The following is a 22,770-nucleotide window of genomic DNA, read 5'->3' as shown; positions in this document are numbered from 1 at the left end:
AGCTTACAAGGAGAAATTGAGGCCCAGCGTGAAGGTGCGGGCGCGGGGGTACACCGAGAAATCGAAGCCCGGCGTGAGGGCCCCGCCATAGGCCGATACTTCGGGGTCGTTGCCGGAGTATTTGGTCCACGTCAGCAGGTTTTGGGCCGAGGCGTACACGCGCAGGCTTTGCAGGTGGGCGCGGCGGGCCAGCGGAGCCGGGAAGGTGTAGCCCAGGTTCACGGTTTTGAGGCGCAGGTAGGAGCCGTCCTCGATGATGCGGGTGGAGTACACGCGCGGGCCCTGGCCGCCCACGCGGTAGAGGTCGTTGGTGGGGTTGTCGATGGTCCAGCGGTTGGCGTAGCTGGCGAATTGGTTGAGGCCGGGCTTGAGCGCGCCGCCCTCGAAGATGATGCGGTTGGCGTTGAGGATGTCGTTGCCGTAGGAGAACTGCAGGAACACGTTCAAATCAAAACCTTTGAAGGTAAAGTTGTTCGAGAAGCCGCCGATGAACTTGGGGTTGGGGTTGCCGATGACTTTGCGGTCGTTGTTGTCCACCACGCCGTCGTTGTTCAGGTCGGCGTATTTGATGTCGCCGGGCCGGATGCTGGTGCGCGTGATGCCGTTGTTGGGCACGCCGTCCTTGAGGGCGTACACGCCGGGCGACGTCTCGTTGAAGTCGCTGAGCTGGTAGTTGCCAATCCACTCAAAACCGTACATCTGCGCCACCGGCTGGCCCACCTGCGCGATGTAGGCCGGCACGTTGCCGTAGCCCGAGGCCGACGACCACGGCACGGTGGTCAGCAGATTGTCCTGGTTTTGCGACAGCCCGAGAACCTTGGTTTTGTTGAAGGCGATGTTGAAGCTGCTGGTCCAGCCGAAAGCTTTCTGGGCCACGTTCACGGTGCCCAGCGTCAGCTCCAAACCCTCGTTCTGTACCGAGCCGATGTTCTGGAAGGCGGTGAGGTAGCCGCTGGTGGGAGGCAGCTGCGAGTTGAGCAGCAGGTCGGTGGTTTTTTTGCGGTAGAGGTCGGCCGTGAGGGTGATGCGCTGGTTGAAAAAGCCCAAATCCACGCCCAAATCGGCTTCGGCGGTGGTTTCCCATTTCAGATTGGGGTTGCCCAGCGCAATGGGCGCGGCCCCGCGCACGAACACGCCGCCCGGCGAGTACGACTCGGCCACCGGCAAGCTCAGGGTCGAAAACGAGGCGTAGTCGCCCACGCGGTTGTTGCCCGTCACGCCGTAGCTGGCCCGGATTTTTGCGTCCGACACCGACTTCAGCCCCTTCATGAAATCCTCCTGGCTGATGTGCCAGGCCACCGAACCCGAGGGGAAATAACCCCACTTCTGCCCCTCCGCGAAGCGCGACGAGCCATCGGCCCGGAACGAAAGCGTGAGCAGGTAGCGCGACAAGTAGTTGTAATTCACGCGCTCCAGAAACGACAGCAGCGTGTTCTGCCCCTGGTAGCTGGTGATGCTGTACGGCGTGCCGTCGCTCAACCCGTTGATGCCCAGGCTCTCATTCGGCACCAGCACCGAGCCGCCGCCCGACAGCGCCGTGCGGTTGCCCTGCACCGTGAAGCCAGTAACGGAATTAATCCGGTGCTTGCCGCTAAATAGCTTGTTGTACGTCAGCGTATTCTCGTTCACGTAGTTGTTCAGCTCCGTGAACACCACCGAGCCGTTCACGCCATTAAAGCCCTGCACGCTGTTGAGGTTGCCCGTGCGGGTGCTGGAGTTGTTGAAGGTTTCGTAGCGCAGCACGCTGCGGTTCACGCCGCCCGTCACGCGCAGCCGCAGCGAGCTGCCGATGAGATATTCGGCGTAAGCATTGGCCGTGAGCTGGTTGGTGATGCGGTTGCGCAGCTCGTTCTCGGCAGTCAGGCGCGGATTCCACTGGAAATTGGTAGCGGAGGTGACTTCCGCGTCCTGCTCGGCGTTGAGTAGCGTAGTCAGGTCGTTGCCGCCGTTGATGGGCCGGTAGCCATACAGGCTGGTGAGCAGGGCTAGGTCGGAGTTGCCCGCGCCGGCCACCGGCGTGCCGTATGAGGTGAAGTTGCTGTAGTTGGCATTCAGGCCGGCCCGCAGGTTGCGGTTCACGTCCTGGTCGAGGGTGAAACGGCCCTGGTAGCGCTTGAAACCCGAGGCGATGATGGTGCCCTTCTGGTCCAGTATCGAGCCCGAAACCGAGTATTTGGTGCCCTTGTTGCCGCCGCGCAGGGCCAGGTTGTGGCTCTGCATGGGCGCGATGCGCAGCAGCTCATCCTGCCAGTCGATGCTGGGTGCATTGCGGTAGCTGTCCAGCGTCTGGCCGTTTTTCAGGTACAGGTTGGCGGCGTTGATGGGGTCGTATTCGAGCTGGAGCTTCACGAATTCATACGGGTCCATCAGCTTGGCGCGGCTCAGGCTTTGCTGCTCGCCAAAGTAGCCGTCGTAGGTGATGGTGGGCGCGCCCTCGGTGCCGCGCTTGGTGGTCACGAGAATGACCCCGTTGGCTCCCCGCGAGCCGTAGATGGCCGTGGCCGACGCATCCTTTAGCACCTGAATGGATTCAATCTCGCTCGGATTGAGCGAGTTATTGTTGTAGCCCTCAATGGGAAAGCCGTCGATAACGTAGAGCGGCGAATTATCCTGCGTGATGGAGTTGCCGCCCCGGATGATGATGGCCGGGGCCGCGCCGGGCTGCCCATCGGGCGAGGCCACCTGCACGCCGGCCACGCGCCCGGCCAGCGCATCGTCGAACGACTTCACCGGGGCCTTGTTCAAATCCTCCACGTTCACCGAGCCCACCGAGCCGGTGAGGTCGCCGCGCTTCACCTCGCCGTAGCCCACCACCACCACTTCTTCCAGGCTCTGGGCGTCGCCTTTCAGCGTGATGTTCAGCAGCGTATTGCCCTTAATGGCACGCTCTACTTGCTGGTAGCCCACGTAGGAAAATATCAGCATCGCCTGGCTATTCGGGGCCTGGATGTTGAATTTTCCCTCGGCATCGGTCACGGTGCCCACGGTGCCGTCCTTCACGCGCACCGTCACGCCGATGAGGTTTTCGCCGGTCACGTCCTTCACCCGGCCCGTCACAGTGATGCCCTTGAGCACCTGCGTTTGGGCCTGGGCCTGCACCGGCAAGATGCCCGGCAGCAGCGCCAGCAGCACCAGCGGCGGGAGGGCGCGGCTCAGTCGGCGGGCCGGATTGTCTTTCGTAAAAAGAGGAAACATAGCTGTAAAAGCTAAAGGGTGGGAATTCTAAGCAGGTCGGCAGAGGTGCCGGCTGTTTTGGGGATTAAAGAAAATTCGCGGGTGAGATGAGGCTAAGCCACCCGCCGGATGGTGCCGCTGACGCCCAGCGCCACGGCCGCGCCCAGCGGCACGAGCAGCGCCGCCAGCGCGAAAAACGGCACGTAGCTGGTGCGCGTGAGCACCGGCACTAGCCAGGTAGTGAGCAGCGTGCCGAACACGGCCGCCGTTCCGCCCAGCCCCGCCAGCGTGCCCACCGACTTGCCCGAAAACAAGTCGCCCGGCAGGGTCTGGATGTTGCCAATCGTAATCTGGAAACCCATGAGAGCAAAGAAGATACAGCCCATGGCGTACTCCGGTGTAGTAGCCTGCGAGCTGAGAATCAGTGCCGGTAGCATGATGATGCAGCCCAGCGCGATGCAGGTTTTGCGCGCCCGGTTCACGGTGCTGCCACCCTTGATGAGCCGCCCCGACAACCAGCCGCCGCCCAGGCTGCCAATGGCCGCGCCCACGTACGGAAACCAGGCAAACGCGCCAATCTGCTTGATATCGAACTGAAACCGCTCGTGCAGGTAAATCGGCAGCCAGCTCACAAACAACCACCAAATGGGGTCGAGCAGAAACCGGGAGCCCAGCACCGCCCACGACTGCCGGTAACTCAGCAGCGTGCGGATGGGCAACGCCACTTCGGCCACGTCCGGCGCGGCCGGTGGCTGCCCGTCCAGGATATGCTGGCGCTCAGCCTCGGTCAACCAGGGGTGGGTGGCGGGCGTGGCCTTGTTCACAATCCACCACGGAATTACCCAAATCAAACCCAGCCCGCCGATGAGCAGGAAGGTGATTTTCCAGCCCAGCGAGCCATAGAAATACGCAATGAGCGGAGCCGAAACCACCGCGCCCACCGACGCCCCCGCATTGAACAAGCCCTGCGCAAACGCCCGCTCCCGCACCGGAAACCACTCGGCGTTCGACTTGGCCGCGCCGGGCCAGTTGCCGGCCTCGCCCAGCCCCAGAATGGCCCGAAACACCGCAAACGACACAAGCCCGCGCGACAGCGAGTGCAGCGCCGCCCCCACGCTCCACACCACAATGGAGAGCGTGAACCCGATGCGCGTCCCCACCTTATCAAACACCCGCCCCGACACGCTCTGGCTGATGGCATACGCCACCATGAAGAAGCTCACCACCAGCGCGTATTGGTTCTTGTCGAGCTGCAAGTCATTGGCAATCCCGGGCCACATTACAGCCAGCGCGTTGCGGTCGATGTAGTTGATAACCGTGGCAATGGCAATGAGCACGATAATCCACCAGCGCAGCCCTTCCACCTTGCGGGTGGCGGGCGGCGCAGGAGCCGGGGTGGGCGGCGGGGCGGTAAGTGGCTGCATCGGGTGGGATTTGGGATGGGGGAGGGTAGCGTTATTAAAAGAATGTCATGCTGCGCTCTGCATGACTGCCAGCCGATTTAGACTGCCGCAGCCGCCGGCGCGTATGCCGGGTGCCCGGTCATAAAATCCTCCCGGATGGGGCTGAAAATATCCAGCAGCACGCCGGCCTGGATGGCCGTGGCCCCGTGCGGCACATTGGGCAGGATGTAGTACACATCGCCCGTGCGCAGCACTTGAGTATCCTCGCCGATGGTCACGGCAAACTCCCCGCTTTCGATGTAGGTAATCTGGCTGTGAAAATGCTGATGGATGGGCCCCACGCCCCCGGTTTCGAAGTCGGCTTTCACCAGCATCAAGGTGTCGTCGTAGGCGAGAATCTTGCGCCGCACGCCGGGGCTCACGGCTTCCCAGGCAATGTCCTGGTCTTGAATAAAAGGAGTGCTGAAATACCGCATAAGAGGGTTGGATTCAGGTTAATTGGTGGTAGAAATATTGATTTAGCGGCCGGTGTGGCGCAGCTGGTAAGGGCCCTGCCAGCGCAGGGGCTGGCCGGCCACGGTGGCCTGGTGGGCTTTGGTGGCGGCGGCGTCCTGATTGGCGATAGCCAGGCGGTAGGTCCCGCCGCGCCGCAGCTGCACTTCCACCACCGTGGCCTCGGGGCTGTCGGCCAGCACTGTCACCCGGGCCACGTTGCTGCGCGAGCCGCTGGCTACTTCGGAGGTCGGATTGAATTCGCCGTGGCCCTCAATCACCGACACGAAAACCTGGTTCTGCGCCTTTTCGCGCACAATCAAAGCGGGTTCGGGGCGCAGGTTGAAGTTGGGGTCGGTGGCCCCGACGCGGGCCAGCACCAGATGCGTGGCCGTGTCGGTGGCCGTGCTCAGGGAGTAGAACTGGGGGCCGTTGAGCCAAGTGAGGGTGGCCACGCCGGGCGTGCGCACCGGCTGACTGACGGCCTCGCGCCAGAGATGCTGGTAGCCGTTCTTCAGCCCCACCGTCTGCCGGCTTGTGGCGAAGCTGTCGTATTTGAAGCTGGTCGAAATCAGCTGGCCCTGGTAGTACCACGGGAGGTCGTACTGGTGCGGCGCGGTGGCCTGCACTCGAAATACGTCCAGCACCAGCGGCTTGCCCGAGATACTGTCGAGCACCAGTGCCACGGTGCGTTGTAATTGCACGCCGGGGTAGGCGGTGTTCGCCTTCGCGCTTACCACCTGCGCCTTGGCGTTGCGGATATCGGCAAACCAAGCCTGGCCGGCGTTCTGCTCGGCCACACTTTCCTTGCCGCCGAAATCGGAGGCCTCGTCCACCACCAGCGTGTTGTGCGCGATGGTCTGGCTGCCCCAGGTTTTGGTTTCGGGCAGGTAGCGGCCGCCTTCTTTGGCCTCCACGTTGAGGAAGCGCACGGCCCCGTAATCCTGCAAAACCTCCCGCCCCTGGTCGTAAAGCACGATGCCGAGCTTATCGTAGTGCCCGTGCGACAGCCCGTGGCTGGTGTACTTGAAAATCAGGCTGGTCTGGGCATCTTGGGCCCCGGCGCGGAGTACGGCCAGGCCGCCCTCGGTGCCGGTGGGGCCGTCGGTGTAAAGGACGCTTTGGCGCTGGTAGGGCAGCAGGTTTTTGCCGGCTTCCTGCACCGCTTTGGCCACAGCCAGCCCGCCGGGGCAAATCATTACCTTGCCCTGCTGCTGGGCCAACCCCAGCAGGGTTTTATCAACACCGTAGTGCTGCGCGGCAATCGATACGGCCCCAATCAGCTCCTGCGTTGTCCAGTCCTTTTCCTTCAGCGCATCGTTGAGCGGGTAGTAGCGGCCATCGTTGTTGGTGAGCTGGAGCGACGAGTTCAGCGCCTTTTTCAGGATGCTGCCCCGGTACTCGAAAATGTGCAGCTCGGGCTGGTTGTTATCGATGGCCTGGGCAAACATGTAGAACGGCGACAGCGCGTAGCGCGAGTAGTACGGCCCCTCGGTGTAGTAGCCATCAGGCGAGAAAAGCCCGTTCAGCTGGGCCAGGAAGCCACTTTTGTCGTTGCCCGAGCTGCCGTGCACCGCCAGGTTTATCAGTTTCTGGTCGTGCATGGCGTAGCCCACCATGCCCACCCCGGCGGCCGCCCACACGCCGTGGTTATGCACGAGGTCAAACCACGATTTCAGGTCTTGGGTGAAGTAGCTGCACAGCGGCCGGAAGGCCCCGTCCTCAATCTGCTTGCGCTCGGCGGGCGTCAGTGTGTCATACACGGCATCGTAGCCCTGTGCGCTATACACCAGCCAGTTGGCATCGTTCAGCGCCTGGTGAAACAGCCGGCCCGGCGACGAGCTTTTGGCCTCCGGATGGTTTTTTAGGCCCGGAATCAGTTTGCTGTATTCCAGCAGCATATCGCGCACGAAGCGGGCGTACTTGCCGTCCTTGGTCATCTGGAAGCAGATGCCGGCGGCCTGCATGGCGTAGTAGTTGCGGGTGTGCTGCTCGTGGGTGTAGCCACCGGCGGGGTCCTTGGGCACGGGCACCGCAATGGGGCTGGAAAGGGCTTTGTCGGCCGTTTTTTGCAGGGCGCGGTAGCTTTTGTCGAACAGCGGATACTGGCCCTGGGCTTGCCGCAGCGCCGGTACCTCGGCCGCCGTGATGAGTAGCGCCGGGTGGCCAGGCGCAGGCGCACCGGCGCGGGCCGCTTCCGCAGCCAGCAGGCCGGCTACGGCCAGCACCAACCCCCGAATACGTCCTGTCCAGCGGCAACGCATCTGCCTAAATGAAGTAAGTGCCACCATTGATTTCCATCGAAGCGCCCGTGATGAATGACGACTCGCCCGACGCCAGATACGTCACCAAATCAGCCACTTCCCGGGCCTGGCCTTCGCGGCGCAGCGGCGTGCCGCCGGCCACCCGCTCGCGCACCTCGGGCTTGGTGAAGGTGTCGTGGAAGGCCGTGGCAATCATGCCCGGCGACACGGCATTCACCCGGATGCCTTTGGGGCCCAGCTCCTTGGCCAGGCCACGGGTCAGGGTTAGCACGCCGCCTTTGCCGGTGGCGTAGGCCAGGGCACCGGGGCCGCCGCCGTCGCGGGCCGCCTGTGAGGCGAAGTTGACGATGGCCCCGCCCTCCGTCATGTGCGGCACCACGGCTTTGCTGAGCAAAAACACCGATTTCAGGTTCACGTCAATCACGAAATCCCAGAAGGACTCATCCATTTCTTCCAGTGTCTTGCGGGCCACAAGGCCGCCCACCACGTTCACCAGAATGTCGATTTTTGGGCCGAAGGCATCGGTGCAGGTTTTCACCACTTGCGCTACATCAGCGGCTTTGGTCATGTCGCCCTGCGCGGCCACTACCTGGCCCGCGCCCAGCGCTTCAATCTGCTTTTTGGTTTCGTCCGATTCCGTTTCCGAGTCGAAATAATTGAAGCAGACGTTGGCGCCAGCTTTGGCCAAAGCGAGCGAAACCTGGCGACCAATGTCGCGGCCACCGCCGCTAACCAACGCTACTTTTCCTGATAAATCGTGCATGTGTGGGGAATTTTCGGGCCGAAGCCCAGGGTGTGATAATGGGTTGGAAGCGGGAAAGAATTATTGCGGAGTGAGATAACCCACCGGGCGGCCATCGGTGCCGGCCGTGAGCGCGGCCACCGGCGTTTTCAGGCGGTAGTCGAAGCGCTGCGGGGCCACGAAGGCGGTGGGCAGGTAGGTGAGCCTGGCGGTGCGCGGCGGGAATTTCGCCTCTACTTTGCCCGACTGGTAGAAATTGGTGCTCGCCAGCAGGTTGCTGGCTTTGCCCAATTCGGTGTATTGAATAGCCGGCCCGACCGGGGCGCAGTTGGCAAACAGGCAGTTCTGGATGGTGGAGCGCTGCACACCGGTGAGTTTCAGCACGGGACTACCGGCGGCAGTGCCCACGTTATCGAAGGTGCAGTGGTCCACGATGAGGAAGGGGCCGAAGGTGCTCTCGTCCTTGCCGCCGCGGTAGAGGTCGAGCGCCGTGCCGCGCACGTTGCGAAACAGGCAGTTGCGCAGAATCACCACTTCGGCGTTGTAGGTGCCGAGGTCCTGGGTTTCGGTGGCGAGGCTCAGCGCGCCGCCGGCCAGGTCATAAAACCGGCAGTTGGCAAACTGCACCGTATCGGCAAACGTAGCGGTGGTAGCCCGGAAAACCTGGCTGCCCGGGTCCTTCAGGTTATAAAATGCGCAGTTATTAGCCCACAGGCTGTAGTGGTCCAGCATAGCTTGGCCGCTGGGTTGAATGAGGCTCGTGGCCCCGGCCGCCGCGCCATCCAAGGCCAGGTTTTGCAGCCGTAGCGTGCCGCCGTTTTCAAACCGGAACAGCGGTTGCGCCCCCGTCGCGGCTAACACTGGCTGGACGCCTTTTTTAGCCCGAACCGTGAGCGGCACGGCCACCACCAGTGGCTGCGCCAGTGCATATGGCCCGGCCTGGGTCAGTTCGATAATATCGCCTGGTTTAGCCATTTGGCAGTTTTGGTGCAAGGCTTCGGTATTGGCAGCCGGCACCACGCGGCCGGTGCGCGGCGCGGCCTTCGCATCCTCGGGCCGGAACCAGCGGGGGCCGGCTTCGGCGGCTGTTAGGGGGCGGCGCAGGGTGGTTTTGAGTGCGCCTTTGGGCGTGGGCACCAGCAGGCCATCGGCGGATTTTTGCACCGTGAGTACGGCGGCGTCCAGTCCTTTTATGTCGGGACCTTTGCCGCTTATTTGCAGCGAATTATTGCTGAATGCCAGGCCACTGATGTCGTCGTAGACGTGAAACGGGTTGGACAGCCTGGGACTGTAGAAGACGTTGTCTTTCAGCGTGACGCCGGTAGGAGGGAGGCTCAGCTCGGCGCTTTTGCCGGCGGCCAGCTCCACGCTCTCACAGTTCACGAAGGTGTTGTTTTCGATGAGCACGTCGCGCACCGGGGCGTAGCGGTTGAGGGGCGAGTTCGGGATGCCATTCATGATGACCAGCGCCCCGCGAAAGTCGTGGCCGGTGAGGTCGGCGAAGTAGTTACCCGCCACGCGGTGCCCGGCGTTGATGACGCGCACGCCGCCCGTCTGCTCCTTGCCGTGGCCGAGGAAGTAGTTGCCTTCCACCACGTTGTTGTTGCCGTGGCGCAGCACCACCGAGCCTTCGCACTCCTCAAATAGGTTGCGGCGCACCATATTTTCGCCCGATTTGATGGAGATGATTTCCGTCTCGCCGTTGCAATGGTAGAAGTAGTTGTCTTCCACCACCGTGCGCGAGGGCGACAACGAGGTTTCGCCTAGCCCGATACGGATGGTTTCGCCGCCATTCGAGCCTAAGCGTGGGCGCGGGCCGAAAAAGTTGTGGTCAATCTGGTGGTGATTTTCGCGGCTTTCGGGCGTGGGCAATTCTACTACTATGGTCACGCCGCCGGTTTTCTTGCCCGCGATGTAGTTGTGGTCGAAGCGGTTGTACTGGCCGTAGAAGTGAATCCACTTGTCGTCCTTGTCGCTGCTGGGCCGGTTGAAATTGTCAATCACACATTCGGTCACGCGGCAGTGGTTGGCCAGCCCGTTGCTGCCGTCCCGAAACTCAATCACGCCACCCTTCGGCGCGTAGCCGTTGCGAAAATCCAGCCCCATCACCACTAGGTATTCCCCCGCCAGCCGCAGGCTCGACTGCCCGCGCAACTGCACTACGCCCGGCCGCTCTGCCCGCAGCACAATGGGGCGGGCGGCCGTGCCGTGGCCGCTGAATACCAGTGGCGCATCGGCCCACGGCCCGGCGGCCAGCACCAGCGTGTCGCCGGGTTGCAGTCGTGGCACCGCTGTCCGGAACGCCGCCACGTCCGTCACCCGGATGTTGGCGGCGCGGGCGGCGGTGCCACTCGTCAGCAGCGCCAGATACAGAAGCCATTTGCAGGAGGCCGGCATTCTTTATAAAATTCAATTGTTATTGAAAGGATGCAGCATTGGTGAGCCGCTTTGGTATTCCAAATGTATGCTTTCCCACAAACGATTCCAAGCTCAAAAATGCATTTAATAATCGTTTTAAGGCATTTTTAATGTGTGTTTGACCCGTGAAAACGTTACCGGCAACGTTACCGGCATCGATTGCGTAAAAACGAATTGTCCTTTGAAAAATTAAATTAATTTCAATCTGCAGCTCTCATTCCGGGCAACTGGCTAGATTTGCGTTGGCCTTTGTAGTGCCCGCACGGCTTTGTCCAGGGCGTGTTCACGCCTCCCGGTTCTCTTTGCGACGGCTCAGAATATCCTACCTTCTCCCTTCCCACCCATGCCCCTTCAGCGCCGCGAACGGCCGGCTAAACCGGCCACTATCAAGGATATTGCCCGTTCGCTGGGCGTTTCCATCTCCACGGTTTCGCGCGCCATGCGCGACTTTCCCGACGTGAACCCCGACACCAAGCAGGCGGTGCTGGACATGGCCAAGCAGCTCGATTACCAGCCCAACCAGGTGGCCCTGAGCCTGGTAACGCGGCACACGCACAGCATCGGCGTCATCGTGCCGAACCTGGATTACTTCTTCGCCACGGCCGTGCGCGGCATCGACGAAATTGCCCTCGAAGCGGGCTACACCGTCCTCACCTGCCAGTCGAACGAGTCTTACGGCCGCGAAATCACCAACACCCAGCGCCTGCTCAACAGCCAGGTCGATGGCCTCATCGTGTCCCTCTCCAGCGCCACCAGCAACGTGGACCACATGCGCCGCCTGATGACGCGCGGTGTGCCCCTGGTCCTTTTCGACCGCGTGGCGACGGACCTCGATGCCACCAAAGTGGTGCTCGACAACCACGACGGGGCCATGCAGGCCGTCAACCATTTGTTTGAGCAGGGCTGCCGGCGCATTGCCTACCTGGCCGGGCCGCCCAGCTTCTCCATCAGCAACCAGCGCAAGGATGGCTACCTCGCGGCCCTGCGCCAGCACGGCTTGCCCGTCAATGAGGACCTTATCATCCACTGTGAATTCGACCAGGCCCATGCCTACCGGGCTACCGAGCAGCTGCTGGCCAGCGGCCAGCAGCCCGATGCCATTTTCACCGTGAGCGACCGGCTGGCCATTGGGGCTCTGCTGGCGCTGCGCCACCGGGGCCAGCGCGTGCCCGAGGATGTGGCTTTGGTTGGGTTCAATGACGAGCCCGTGGCCAGTTTGCTCACGCCCACGCTATCAAGCGTAAGCCAGCCCGCATTTGAAATGGGCAAAGTGGCGGCCCAACTATTTCTGGAGCAGTTGAATAGCGAATCGATTCTGCCGCCGCGTACCATCGTGCTCAAGCCTGTATTGGTGGTGCGGGAATCCTCCCTGAAGCGAAGGCCATGACTGTAGTTCCCGCTCTGCACGGGCGGTAATGCTGCCATTCGCTGCCTATGGCTAGTTAAAAGCCCTCATTGCATAGCGCAGTGAGGGCTTTTTAGCAAAGCCGCTTACATGCCGTTTGGGTCACCTTGGCCAACGGGCCAGCGGCGGGCTATGCCTGCTTCATCATTCCGCGTTCCATCTCGGCTTGGTTGGCAGCAAATTGCTTTGCGCCAACATATAACCGGTGGCGACCCACCAGCCGCCAGGACCAGTTAGTTTGGGGCGGGGTGGCCAGTTATTTATCCCAACCAACCAAAAATAAAAGCGCCCCGACTTCCGTAGTCGGGGCGCTTTTTTGATGTCTCTGGGGTTTCCTCAGCTTTGCCAGCAGCTGGTGGCCGTATTCACAGCAGCAAGAAGCACACCGGCGCGCACAAACACAAGCATTTAGGCCAGGTTGTGATGTTATAAAATTGCGTAGCCTTTTTCGTGGCCGTACTACCGACTTTTGTCCCGATGCTGCCCATTGCTTTCGCGCCCTGCTATGCCCATCCGCTGCCCGCCGGCCACCGCTTTCCCATGCTCAAATACGAGCTGCTGCCCGAGCAGCTCCTGCACGAAGGCACCGCCACGACCGCCGACTTTTTCGTGGCCCAGCCCCCGCCCGATGAGGACATTCTGCGGGTGCACGATGCCGACTACTACCACCGCCTGCGCACCGGCCAGCTCACCCGGCAGGAGGAGCGGGCCACCGGCTTCCCGTGGTCAAAAGAGTTGTTTGAGCGCGAAATTACCATCCTGGGCGGCACCATTGAGGCAGCCCGGCAGGCGTTGGTGCACGGCGTGGCGTTCAACATTGCGGGCGGCACGCACCACGCGTTTAGGGCGCGGGGCGAAGGCTTTTGTTTGCTGAATGACCAAGCTGCGGCTGCGGCCTGGCTGTTGGCCCACGGCCACGCGCAAAAAGTTCTCATCGTGGACCTCGACGTGCATCAAGGAAACGGCACGGCCGCCATCTTTCAGCAAGAGCCCCGAGTGTTTACCTTTTCCATGCACGGTGGCCGCAACTACCCCGCCCGCAAGGAAACCTCCGACCTCGACCTGCCCCTTGCTGACGGCACCGACGACACTCAATACCTGAACATGCTAGCCGAAACCCTCCCGCGCCTCCTTGATGAAGTGCAGCCCGATTTCGTGTTCTACCTGGCCGGCGTGGATGTGCTGGCCACCGACAAACTCGGCCACCTAGCCCTCACCCGCGAAGGCTGCCGTCGGCGCGATGAACTGGTGCTCGGTCTGTGCCACCGCCACCGCCTGCCCGTAGTGGTGTGCATGGGCGGCGGCTATTCCGAGCGCATCATCGACATCGTGGAAGCCCACGCCAACACGTACCGCGTGGCGGCCGGGCTTTTCACTTGATGATAATCACCTGCCAGCGAAAGGCCCAGCGCCAGCGCAACTCATACTTCGTGATGCCGGCCCGCGCCAGCAGCGCCACCCAATCCTGCCGCCGGAAAGCGCGGGCTACCGACAGCGGCGCATCGTGCCGCACGAGGTAGGAGCCACCCAGCAGCCGCGTCAGCCACTTGATGCTGTGGTAGGCCAGCCAGTGCCGGTGCAGGTCGTTGATGACGACGGCCACACCGGCCTGTTGCTGCCACTGCCGCAGCAGTACCACCAGCTCTTCATCGGTAAAATGGTGGCAGAATAGGCTGCACGTCAGAATATCATAAGGCTGAGCCTGAAATTCCGGGGAGAAAATATCGAACTGCCGGTAGCTGATTTCGGGATATTCACGGCTTTTGGCTGTGGCGTACTCCAGCATGAATTGGTTGGCGTCGATGCCCGTCAATTTCACCGCAACGCCATTTTTACGGCCCCAAATAGCTACATGGCGTAGCGTGTCGCCTCCACCGCTGCCCAGGTCGGCCAGGCGCAGGGGCCGGCTGGTTGGGAATCGGCTTTTCAGGCGTTGCAGGGCATTGAGCACCGGCGCGTAGCCACCCAGCCAGGTATTGATGGTTTCCAGCTCGTCGAGGTTCTGGCGCAGGGCGTCATTCGCCAGCGTCAGGTCGTCCATCAGCTCCGGGCCGGAGGCTCGTGCTTCAAACATTCGCCGTGAGGAGTTGGGCAGTTTCGGTGGCCGCTTCTTCCTGCGGCTGGGGGCTCACGGCCAGATGCAGCAGCATGGCTTCCATCGTCAGGCCGGGGCCGAAGGCGAAGCTGAGCACCGGCGCGCCGTCATCGGCCGGGGTGGCGTGGGCCAGCACGTCGCGCAGCACATACAGCACCGTGGCCGACGACATATTGCCGTAGTCGCGCAGCACGCGGTAGGCGTGGCGGTTGTCGTCGTGGGTCAGGCCCAACTCGGTTTCGATGGTTTCCAGAATCTTGCGCCCGCCGGGATGAATGGCGAAGTGCCGGATGTCGCCCAGCTCCACCGGCAGGCTGGCCAGCAGCCCATCCGTCAGGCTCCGAATGCCGCGCTGAATCAGCTTCGGCACGTAGCTGCTCAGCGTCATCTCAAACCCAAAATCGTTGATGTGCCACGCCATGTCGTCGTGCCCATCGGGCTCCAGCCCGCAATGGAAGGCCTGCAAGGCCAGGCTGGGCACGCCGTTCGGCAGCGGCGCGGCTTGTACCAGGCAGGCCGCCGCCCCGTCGCCAAACAGTGCGTTGCTGATGAGGTGGTCCTCCTCGGGGCTTTTCTGGAAATGCAGCGTGCACAGTTCCACGCTCACAATTAGCACACGGGCTTCGGCATCGGCGCGGCAGAAGGCATCGGCCAGCTTCACGGCGTTCACAGCGGCGTAGCAGCCCATGAAATTCACGCAGGTGCGGCGCACGTCGCGGCGCAGGCCCAGCGCCTGCACCAGCTCAATATCCAAGCCCGGCGCATACATCCCCGTGCAGCTCACCGTGACCAGGTGCGTGATGCTGGCCGGTGCCACATCGGGTACCTGGCGCAGACACTCGCGCACGGCTTCGGTGGCCAGGGGTAGGGCCTCGCGGCGGTACACGGCCATGCGCTGGCCCACGCTCGGGAAGGGCTCCAGGGTGGGCGTGTTGGGGAAAAACGTGTAGTTGCCGTTGGTCTGGCCGTAGTCGGGCAGCACCGAATAGCGGTGCGCAATGCCCGAAACCCGGTACAGTGCCCGCAGCTTGCGCGTGTCGGCCTCGCCAAATTGCAGGGCCTGGGCCATGAAATCAGCAATTTGCGGCTGCGCGATACGGTGGGCGGGATTGGCAGTGCCAATGGCACCTAAGTAACTCGGCATTCCGGGAAGGATTTTCGGATTCTGAAAACGGATAATAACCACCGCGCCTAACGGCTGAAAGTACGGGTGGCCCCGCACATTGGCCCACTACTTACGGAAGAAGGCATGATTTTGCACATTTAGCCCTCGAAAAAGGCCAATAACATTTCGGCCTCATCTCCGCAACCCGGCGCGCGGCCGCCAGGTTTTAGAACGGCTGGCCGTGGGTGCGGCGCATCAGTGCCTGCACCGCGCCCGGCCAGTGGCGCAGGCTGCCTACCACCGCCTCGCTCAGCAGCGGCCCGCCAAACAAGCCTTGCACTGCCCGGCCCACCCGCAGCCGCGCCCCAAACTGCGCCTGCCAGGCCCGGGCATAGTCCGTTTCCATCTGCAGGCGGCTGGTGTGGCCCGCCAGGAAGCTGTCGGCCGCCGCCGCCGCCAGTGCTGCGCCGTGCAGCGCCATGGCCATGCCATTGCCGCACAGCGGCGTGATGAGGCCGGCCGCGTCGCCGCACATCAGCACATGCTGCTCCACGGGCTGCTTGGGGGCGAAGGATATTTCGTTGATGACTTCGGGCTGCGGATAAAGCACTTCGGCCGCATCCAGAATATCGCGTAGGCGCGGATTGCGGGCCAGCACCTCCCGTTCCAGCGCCGGAATGGTGCCGTGGTCTTTCAAATTCTGGCGCGTGCTGAGGTAGCAAAAACACAGCTTGTCTTCCTCAATGGCTGAAATGCCGGCGTAGCCATTTGCGAAATTGTGAAGCGCAATCACATCGCGCGGGAAGCCCGGCAGGCGCAGGTGGTACTTGACGCCGAGGTAGGGCGAGCGCTGCACGAAAAACGGCCGTTGCAACTGTCGGTCGAGGTTGGCGCGCTTGCCGTAGGTGCCCAGCACCACGCGGGCCGTGAGGGTGCGGCCATCGGCCAAGGTCACGGTGTGCCGGTCGGTGCCAGAGTCGAAGGCTACGTTCGTCACCGTGCTTTTCAGGTGAAAGGTGACGCCCGCTGCCAATCCTTTCTGGTACAGAAAGTCATCGAGCAAATAGCGGCTCACGCCAAAGCCACCCAGGTCGAGCGGGCTGGTGAGCGTCCGGCCGCCCGGCGACGACAGCAGGAATTTGGAAATGGCCGCCGGGCCCAATTCGGCCGGGTCGGCCCCGAGGCGGCGCAGGTAGGGCAGCACCTCGTTGCTCACGTACTCGCCGCACACTTTATGGAAGGGGTACTGCTTGCGCTCTACCACCGCCACCTGGTGGCCGCGCCGGGCCAGGTCCAGGGCCGCCGCCAAACCGGCCAGGCCCCCACCAATCAATAAAATATCCATTTAACTGGTCGGTGAAAAAAGAACAATGGAAGCGAAAGTAGGGTGGTTTATCGAGGTTTTCGGATATTCTGGCGTAGCTTACTGCAGAAGCGCCGTATCTTTGTCAACCAAAAGCAAGTTTTTCCGTTAATTCAACACCCGCCGCTCTTTCTACCCACCCACTAATTAATACTATGATGCAACGCCTACTCTTACCTCTGTTATTATTTGTCTGTCTTAGCCTCGGAATGGGGCCATTACTGCGCACGGTGCCCGCTGCTTCGGCCGCCACCATGCACCGCCACGGCCAGCAAACCCGGCCCGGCGACGACAAGACCCTCCTGGTGTACCCCAACCCCAGCACCGGCATCGTTCACCTCACCATCAACAACTTGCAGGGCAAGAAAGTGGAGCTGAGCGTACTGAACGTAATCGGCTCGGTGCTGTACCACGAAACCGTAACGGAATTCAACGACAAATATTCCCGCACGCTTGATTTGAGTAAGTTCGCCAACGGCCTTTACTACGTGCGGCTCGAGTCGGACAACACCAGCCAGATGTGCAAACTGGTTATTCGTTAATCCGCAATTAGGGCAATTAAGAGTCAATTATCGGACAATAAAAAAAGCAGCTTTCGGGCTGCTTTTTTTATTGTCAAAAGTGGGGGAATTACTGGGCGCGCACCGGGATGGGCGTAAGCATTTCTTCCACATTAGATACCGTTTTGAGTGCGAGGATGGCGGTGACCAGCAAGAGGCCAAGCATGAAAATAAACATAATGCTACAGAAAAATCGGGTGGATAAAAAGCAGCTTGTTTCAGCAATCTGCATCTGATGTGTTCAACCCCGAAAGGGCCGGCCGGGTTTCAATAAGATTAGGGCATTTGCAGTAGGGCCTGCACCACGCGCCGGGCATCGGCCCCAATGCCATTGAGCAGGGCCGAGTTGCGGCTATCGAGCCAGTCAAGCCCCAGAAAAGCCACGCCCGGCGCGGCCGTCAGGCCCCGCTGGTGCCGGGGCTGGCCATCGGCCTCCAAAATGGGCAATTCCAGCCAGTTATAGTCCGGGCGGTAGCCGGTGGCCCACACCACGGCATCGAGTGGGGGAGAGGCCTCCCGCTGGCCCTGAATGGCACCGGTGGGCAGCGCCGCTGTGGCCCGGCCGATGAACGTGGCCGCTGGCAGTTGGCGCAGGCGGGCTAGGTCGCCGCTCACCACGGGATCGGGCTGGCTCATCATCCAGCGGCCGAAGGCGGTGTGGCGCGGTATGCGCATCATGCCCGTGATGGCCAGCGTGGTCCACATGAACTGGTTGTTGGGCATTGCCGGGGTCTTTTCATCAAAAGCCACGAAAACCGGCCGGCCGGTGGCCGCGATGTCGGCCGCGATTTGCAGGGCGGAGTTGCCACTGCCCACCACGGCCACCGGGCCGCTGCCGGGCAACTGGCCGGGGCGGCGGTAGTCGCGGCTGGGCAGCTGGGCCACGGCGGCGGGCAGCTGATTGGCCCACGCCGGGATTTTGGGGTCGGTGTAGGGGCCGGTGGCCACAATCACGCTCCGGGCAGCGTAGGTGCGGCCGGCGGTGGTGTGCGCGTGGTAGCCGGGCTGGCCGGGGGCGACCGTCAGGCGAGTAACGCGCTGGCTGACATCAATTGGAAACGCGAAATGGGCGGCGTAATCGCGCAGGTAGGCGCTGGTTTCGGCACGGGTGGGGTAGCGGCGGCGGTTGCCGGGCCAGGGACGGCCAGGTAAGCCGCTGGCCCAGGCCGGCGAGAACAGGCGCAAGGAATCGTAGCGAGTATCCCAGGCGTGGCCGGCGGTGGAGGCCGCATCCAGCACCCGGAAATCGACGCCGTGCTGTTGCAGATAATAAGCCGCCGCCAAACCGGCCTGGCCCGCCCCAATCACCAACGTATCGGTGTGGATGAGTGAGAACGGGGCAGCCGGAGGCGTGGGCAGCGGCATACGCGTTAGGCTTGCTGCTCGGGGAACTCCGTGCGCAGGCCGGCCATCACCTGCTCCGTGACGGTGCGGATGAGGGTGACCTGCTGCGCGGCGTGCGCCGGGGCGGGCGGGGTTTCACCGAAGGCTTCGGCCTCCCGGATGACGTGGCGCAGGCTTTCCACGCCCAGGCCGTCGAGGGAGCTTTTGAGGTGGTGGGCGGCATCGCCGAGGGCTTCCCAGTCGCCTTTGGTCAGAGCCTCATCAAGGGCGGTGAGAATGGCGGGCGTGGTTTCGATGAACGCCCAAGCCAGGCGGCGCACGATGGTTTCGTCATTGCGCACCAGCTGGCGCACGTTGCTTAGGTTATAGAGGGGTGGAGCAGAAGCCATGGAAGGAGTGGTAAGGTAAGTAGGGGCGGGTTCGCTGACCTGGTTGTGGTGGGCCAGGACGGCGTGCATGATTTCGAGGAGCTGCTCTTCGCGGTAGGGTTTGGCAAGGTAGCCGGCAAAGCCGGAGGCTTGCAGGCGCTCGGCCTCGCCGGCCTGGGCGCGGGCTGTGAGGGCGATGACCGGCGTGGCGGCCCGGCTGGGGTCGGGGTGCTCGCGCAGGGCACGGGCGGCAGTTTCGCCATCCATGCCCGGCATCTGGATATCCATTAATACCAGGTCGAAGGTCCGATGTTCAAACAGCTTGATGGCGGCCGGGCCACTGGCGGCGGTGGTTACCTGCCAGCCCCAGTTGCGCAGCACGGTTTCGGCCAGCAAGCTGTTCACCAGGTTGTCTTCAACGAGCAGAATACGGCCGGCATCGGCCAGGGGCGCGGCCTCGGCCGGGGCAGCCACCGGCGTGGCGCTGGCGGCGGCCACCGGCTGAAAGGCCAGCGTGAACGCGAAAGTGCTGCCCTGGTTTACCTCGCTGCACACGCGTAACGCGCCGCCCATGAGCTTCACCAATCCTTCCGAAATGCTTAGGCCCAGGCCCGTGCCGCCGTATTCGCGGTCGGTGCTGGCAGCGGCTTGGGTGAAGGGCTCGAAGATTTTCTCCAGCGTTTCGGGGGCAATCCCCAGGCCGGTGTCGGTCACCATAAATTGCAGCCAAACCGTGCCGGCGGCCTCAGTGTGCTGGCGGGGACCGGGCACCACCCGGCAGCGCAGGCGGATGTTGCCGGTTTCGGTGAACTTGATGGCGTTGCTGACTAGGTTGAGCAGCACCTGGCGCAGGCGGTGGGCATCGCCCAGTACCTGCACGGCCAGCGTGGGCTTGTCGATGCGCAGGCTCAGGCCTTTTTCGCGGGCGCGGGGCCGCAGCAGGGCCGCGCAGCCGCGCAGCAGCTCGCCGGGGGCAAAGGGCATGGCCTCGGGCTGGAGCTTGCCCGCGCCGAGGCGGGCGGTGGTTAGCACGTCGTTCAGCACGTTGAGCAGGTGCTCGGCCGATTCGCCCAGCAGGCGCAGGTAGTCGTGCTGGCTGCGGCTGAGGGTGGTTTTCACCAGCACGCCCGTCAGGCCCAGAATGCCGTGCAGCGGCGTGCGGATTTCGTGGCTCATGTTGGCCAAAAAATCTTCCTTGGCCTGGGCATCCACCTGGGCCGTGGCAATGGCGCTTTCCAGGGCCTGCTGCGTGCTTTTGAGCTCGGTAATATTGCTGTCCACGCCCAGCACCTGGGCCGTGCCGTCGTCCTGCACAAAGAGCCGCTTCACGCTGCTGAACCATTCGATGCGGCCATCGGGGTTCGTGAACGACTCCTCCAGCGTCAGGTCCTGGCCGGTGGCGAGGACCTGCAGGTCTTGTTGCAGATAGCGGGCCGTGTCTGCCGTGGTCGGGATATCCGGTTTGCCAGCGTGCACCAGCTCCTCGGGTGTCAGGCCATACAAAGTGGCCAGCGCCTGGTTGGCCAGCAGGTAGTTGCCGTGCTCATCCTTCAGATAAATAGGATGCGGCAGGGCATCAATCACCTGCCGGAACAGGCGGTGCTGCTCGGTGAGGCGGGCGGTGGCGAGGCGGTGCTGCTCGTCGGCCGCCCGCTGCTCGGTGATGTCTTCGGTTACGCTGATGATGCTACTGGTCTGCCCGTGGGCATCGCGGCCAAAAGACGCCTGCGTGCTGTGCAGCCAACGAATGGAACCATCGCGGTGGCGGGCCGTGAACTCAATGGTCCGTACCTGGCCATCGGGTAGCTGGGCCACGGTTTCCAGGTTGGCCTGGTAGCGGGCCAGCGACTCGGGCGGCAGCAAGTGCGGCAGTATTTGGCCGGAGGGGAAAGCCAGAATCTCTTCGCTGGTGTAGCCCAGCAGGGTTTCGATGCGGCGGTTGGTGTAGGTGGTGCGCTGCAGGTGCAGGTCAAACACCGCCACCAAGTTGGGCACCACGTCCAGCACCTGCCGCAGCAAGTGGCGGCTCTGGCGCAGCTCATCCACGGCAGCGCGGTGGCGGGTCACGTCCTCGGCGCTCCCCATAAGCTCCCAGACCTGGCCTTCGGGCCCCAGCACACTGGCCCGCACCCGTAGGCGCAACAGGCGCCAGCTGCCATCGTGGTGGCGCACGCGGCAGTCCCAGCTGGCCGTTTTGTTCCGGGCCAGCAGCTGCTTAATGTCCGATTTTAAGAGTTGAGCCAGGGAATCCGGGTGCATCACCTGCTGGGTCAGGCCCTTGCCCAGGTCCAGCAGCGCCTGGGCCGAGTAGCCCAGCACGGTGTGGCAATGCCGGTTGCAATGCACCAGCTGGTGGTGCCGCAAGTCGTAGTTGAACAGGATGAGCGGAACCCGGTCGGCCAGCACCTGCGCCGGCATCGCCGCATCCGCTGGGGCGGTGGCGGTGTCGGCGGGAAGGGGCGGGGCGGGCGGCATCGTACGTTCGGCTACCCGCCGGGCAGCCGGCACAGCTAGCCGGCGGGCCAAACGAGGATAACGGGAGCGACGCATCAAAACAGAACTAAGCGTAACGTAAAATAATGCCGCAAGCAAATACAATGCGAGCCAATGAATCCGGAAACGACCCGCCAGCCTGCCATGCGGGGCTTAGCCGAGGTGCAATTCCTGCTGCTGTAACATACGATAAATAGTGGACTTGCCCATGTTCAGGCGGGCGGCCACGGCCAGTACGTCGCCGTTCATCTCATCGAGGCAGCTCTGCACGATGGCCGTGGTTTGCTCGCGCAGCGAGAGTTGGCTGCCGGGGCCAATGGTGGCTTTGCCGGCCCGCAGGGGCAGGTCTTCGCCGTGAATGAACTCGCCGTCGGCCAGCACGGTGGCCAGCTCCACCACGGCCTTTAGCTCGCGCACGTTGCCCGGGAAGGGATGTGCCTTCAACTGCTCGCGGGCCGAGTCGGTGAGCTGGCGCGGCGGCAGGTTGTTGAGCTGGCAGAAATCGCGCACGAACACCTCGGCCAGCATCAGCACATCGGCCCCGCGCTGGCGCAGCGGCGGTAGGGCAATGGGCAGGCCTAGCAGGCGGTAGTACAGGTCTTCGCGGAAACGGCCAGCCTGCACCTCCGTCAGTAAATCGCGGTGCGTGGCCACAATCAGGCGCACATCGAACGGGATGGGCTGGTTGCCGCCCACGCGGGTCACCTCCCGCTCCTGCAGCACGCGCAGCAGCTTGGCTTGCAGGCTCAGGTCGAGGTCAGCTATTTCGTCCAGAAACAGGGTGCCGCCGTTGGCTTCTTCCAGTCGGCCCACGCGGCGGGCCACCGCCCCGGTAAATGCGCCTTTCTCGTGCCCAAACAGCTCGCTTTCCACCAACTCGCGCGGAATAGCGGCCATGTTCACGGCCACGAAGGGCAGGCTGGCCCGGCTCGATTGAAAGTGAATAGCCTTGGCCACCAGTTCTTTGCCGGTACCGGTTTCGCCGCTCACGCTCACTGTGATGGTGGTGCGGGCGGCTTTGGTGATGAGCGTCTGCACGGCCTGCATCGACGCGTGCTCGCCCAGAATGGCCTGGCCGGCCCCGTGGCGCGCCCCAATCTGCTGGCGAAGCTGGGTATTTTCGCGGCGCAGGCACACCTGCTGCTCCACCTTGCCCACCAGGTTCCAGAGGCGGTCGAGGGTGTTCTCGTCCTTCACCAGATAGTCATAAGCGCCTTGCTGGAGCATATTGACGGCGGTACTCACATCCTCCTGGCCCGAAATCACCACCACCTCGGTGCCCCGCAGCCGCTCCCGAATCTGGCGCAGCACCTGCTCGCCCTTGGCATCGGGCAGCGAATAGTCGAGCGTGATAAAATCCGGCTTCTCGCCCAGCTGCTCCAGACACGCCTGCGCCGTGGTGAAGCGCGAAACGCTGTGGTTCGGGTTCTGGCTCAGCCGATGCATCAGCAGCTCGCCATACCACTCATTGTCCTCGACAACAAAAATCTTGAAAGGTAGAGCAGGTGTCATGCAGCAAGGGAGTGTGGGTGTCTAAGATAACG

At 62.8% G+C, this 22,770-nt stretch carries 15 protein-coding genes; 3 read left to right on the top strand and 12 right to left on the bottom strand.

Annotated elements, in window-relative coordinates:
• Nucleotides 1–3: 3 nt before the first annotated feature.
• The 6 genes from ACYU70_RS13170 to ACYU70_RS13145 all read right to left on the bottom strand — a co-directional run bounded on the left by ACYU70_RS13170 (nt 4) and on the right by ACYU70_RS13145 (nt 10,472).
• Entirely contained in the window at nt 4–3,195 is a 3,192-nt protein-coding gene (locus ACYU70_RS13170) for a SusC/RagA family TonB-linked outer membrane protein (protein ID WP_342299502.1), read from the bottom strand.
• A gap of 92 nt (nt 3,196–3,287) precedes the next feature.
• Nucleotides 3,288–4,598, bottom strand: a complete 1,311-nt coding sequence (locus tag ACYU70_RS13165) for an MFS transporter (RefSeq protein WP_342299501.1) — start codon at nt 4,596–4,598, stop codon at nt 3,288–3,290.
• Between the two features lie 77 nt (nt 4,599–4,675).
• Nucleotides 4,676–5,053, bottom strand: coding sequence for a cupin domain-containing protein (locus tag ACYU70_RS13160; RefSeq protein WP_342299500.1), 378 nt, complete (start codon nt 5,051–5,053; stop codon nt 4,676–4,678).
• Between the two features lie 42 nt (nt 5,054–5,095).
• Complete coding sequence (locus ACYU70_RS13155; RefSeq protein ID WP_342299498.1) at nt 5,096–7,333, bottom strand: heparinase II/III domain-containing protein; 2,238 nt, start codon at nt 7,331–7,333, stop codon at nt 5,096–5,098.
• A 4-nt stretch (nt 7,334–7,337) separates the two neighbouring features.
• A complete protein-coding gene (locus ACYU70_RS13150) occupies nt 7,338–8,096 on the bottom strand; it encodes an SDR family NAD(P)-dependent oxidoreductase (RefSeq protein WP_342299496.1) in 759 nt (252 codons plus the stop codon).
• A gap of 60 nt (nt 8,097–8,156) precedes the next feature.
• Nucleotides 8,157–10,472, bottom strand: coding sequence for a chondroitinase-B domain-containing protein (locus ACYU70_RS13145; protein WP_342299494.1), 2,316 nt, complete (start codon nt 10,470–10,472; stop codon nt 8,157–8,159).
• Between the two features lie 364 nt (nt 10,473–10,836).
• Between ACYU70_RS13145 and ACYU70_RS13140 the strand changes: the two genes are divergently transcribed.
• Together ACYU70_RS13140 and ACYU70_RS13135 are read left to right on the top strand one after the other, a co-directional pair.
• On the top strand, nt 10,837–11,880 hold the full coding sequence (locus ACYU70_RS13140) for a LacI family DNA-binding transcriptional regulator (RefSeq protein WP_342299492.1): 1,044 nt from the start codon (nt 10,837–10,839) through the stop codon (nt 11,878–11,880).
• 495 nt (nt 11,881–12,375) lie between these two features.
• The gene (locus ACYU70_RS13135) at nt 12,376–13,278 is read left to right on the top strand and encodes a histone deacetylase family protein (protein ID WP_342299489.1); all 903 of its coding nucleotides are present in this window, start codon (nt 12,376–12,378) and stop codon (nt 13,276–13,278) included.
• Here ACYU70_RS13135 and ACYU70_RS13130 read toward each other — a convergent pair.
• The 3 genes from ACYU70_RS13130 to ACYU70_RS13120 form a co-directional block, all read right to left on the bottom strand.
• Complete coding sequence (locus ACYU70_RS13130) at nt 13,271–13,972, bottom strand: methyltransferase domain-containing protein (protein WP_342299487.1); 702 nt, start codon at nt 13,970–13,972, stop codon at nt 13,271–13,273. The genes ACYU70_RS13135 and ACYU70_RS13130 overlap by 8 nt on opposite strands.
• Nucleotides 13,965–15,137, bottom strand: a complete 1,173-nt coding sequence (locus ACYU70_RS13125; protein ID WP_342299486.1) for a type III polyketide synthase — start codon at nt 15,135–15,137, stop codon at nt 13,965–13,967. The genes ACYU70_RS13130 and ACYU70_RS13125 overlap by 8 nt, the downstream gene beginning before the upstream one ends.
• A gap of 187 nt (nt 15,138–15,324) precedes the next feature.
• The gene (locus ACYU70_RS13120; RefSeq protein WP_342299483.1) at nt 15,325–16,443 is read right to left on the bottom strand and encodes an NAD(P)/FAD-dependent oxidoreductase; all 1,119 of its coding nucleotides are present in this window, start codon (nt 16,441–16,443) and stop codon (nt 15,325–15,327) included.
• Nucleotides 16,444–16,616: 173 nt separating this feature from the next.
• On the opposite strand from ACYU70_RS13120, the gene ACYU70_RS13115 reads away from it, so the two are divergent.
• Nucleotides 16,617–17,003: a T9SS type A sorting domain-containing protein gene (locus ACYU70_RS13115; protein ID WP_342299481.1), complete on the top strand. Its 387-nt coding sequence runs from the start codon at nt 16,617–16,619 to the stop codon at nt 17,001–17,003.
• Nucleotides 17,004–17,297: 294 nt separating this feature from the next.
• On the opposite strand, the gene ACYU70_RS13110 is transcribed toward ACYU70_RS13115, so the two are convergent.
• The 3 genes from ACYU70_RS13110 to ACYU70_RS13100 all read right to left on the bottom strand — a co-directional run bounded on the left by ACYU70_RS13110 (nt 17,298) and on the right by ACYU70_RS13100 (nt 22,738).
• Nucleotides 17,298–18,386: a flavin-containing monooxygenase gene (locus ACYU70_RS13110; RefSeq protein WP_342299478.1), complete on the bottom strand. Its 1,089-nt coding sequence runs from the start codon at nt 18,384–18,386 to the stop codon at nt 17,298–17,300.
• 5 nt (nt 18,387–18,391) lie between these two features.
• Nucleotides 18,392–21,283, bottom strand: coding sequence for a PAS domain S-box protein (locus tag ACYU70_RS13105; protein WP_342299476.1), 2,892 nt, complete (start codon nt 21,281–21,283; stop codon nt 18,392–18,394).
• Nucleotides 21,284–21,379: 96 nt separating this feature from the next.
• Complete coding sequence (locus tag ACYU70_RS13100; RefSeq protein ID WP_342299473.1) at nt 21,380–22,738, bottom strand: sigma-54-dependent transcriptional regulator; 1,359 nt, start codon at nt 22,736–22,738, stop codon at nt 21,380–21,382.
• Between the last annotated feature and the right edge of the window lie 32 nt (nt 22,739–22,770).

Source organism: Hymenobacter segetis (genome assembly GCF_054776495.1).
This window is presented reverse-complemented; position numbering and strand designations above follow the sequence as displayed.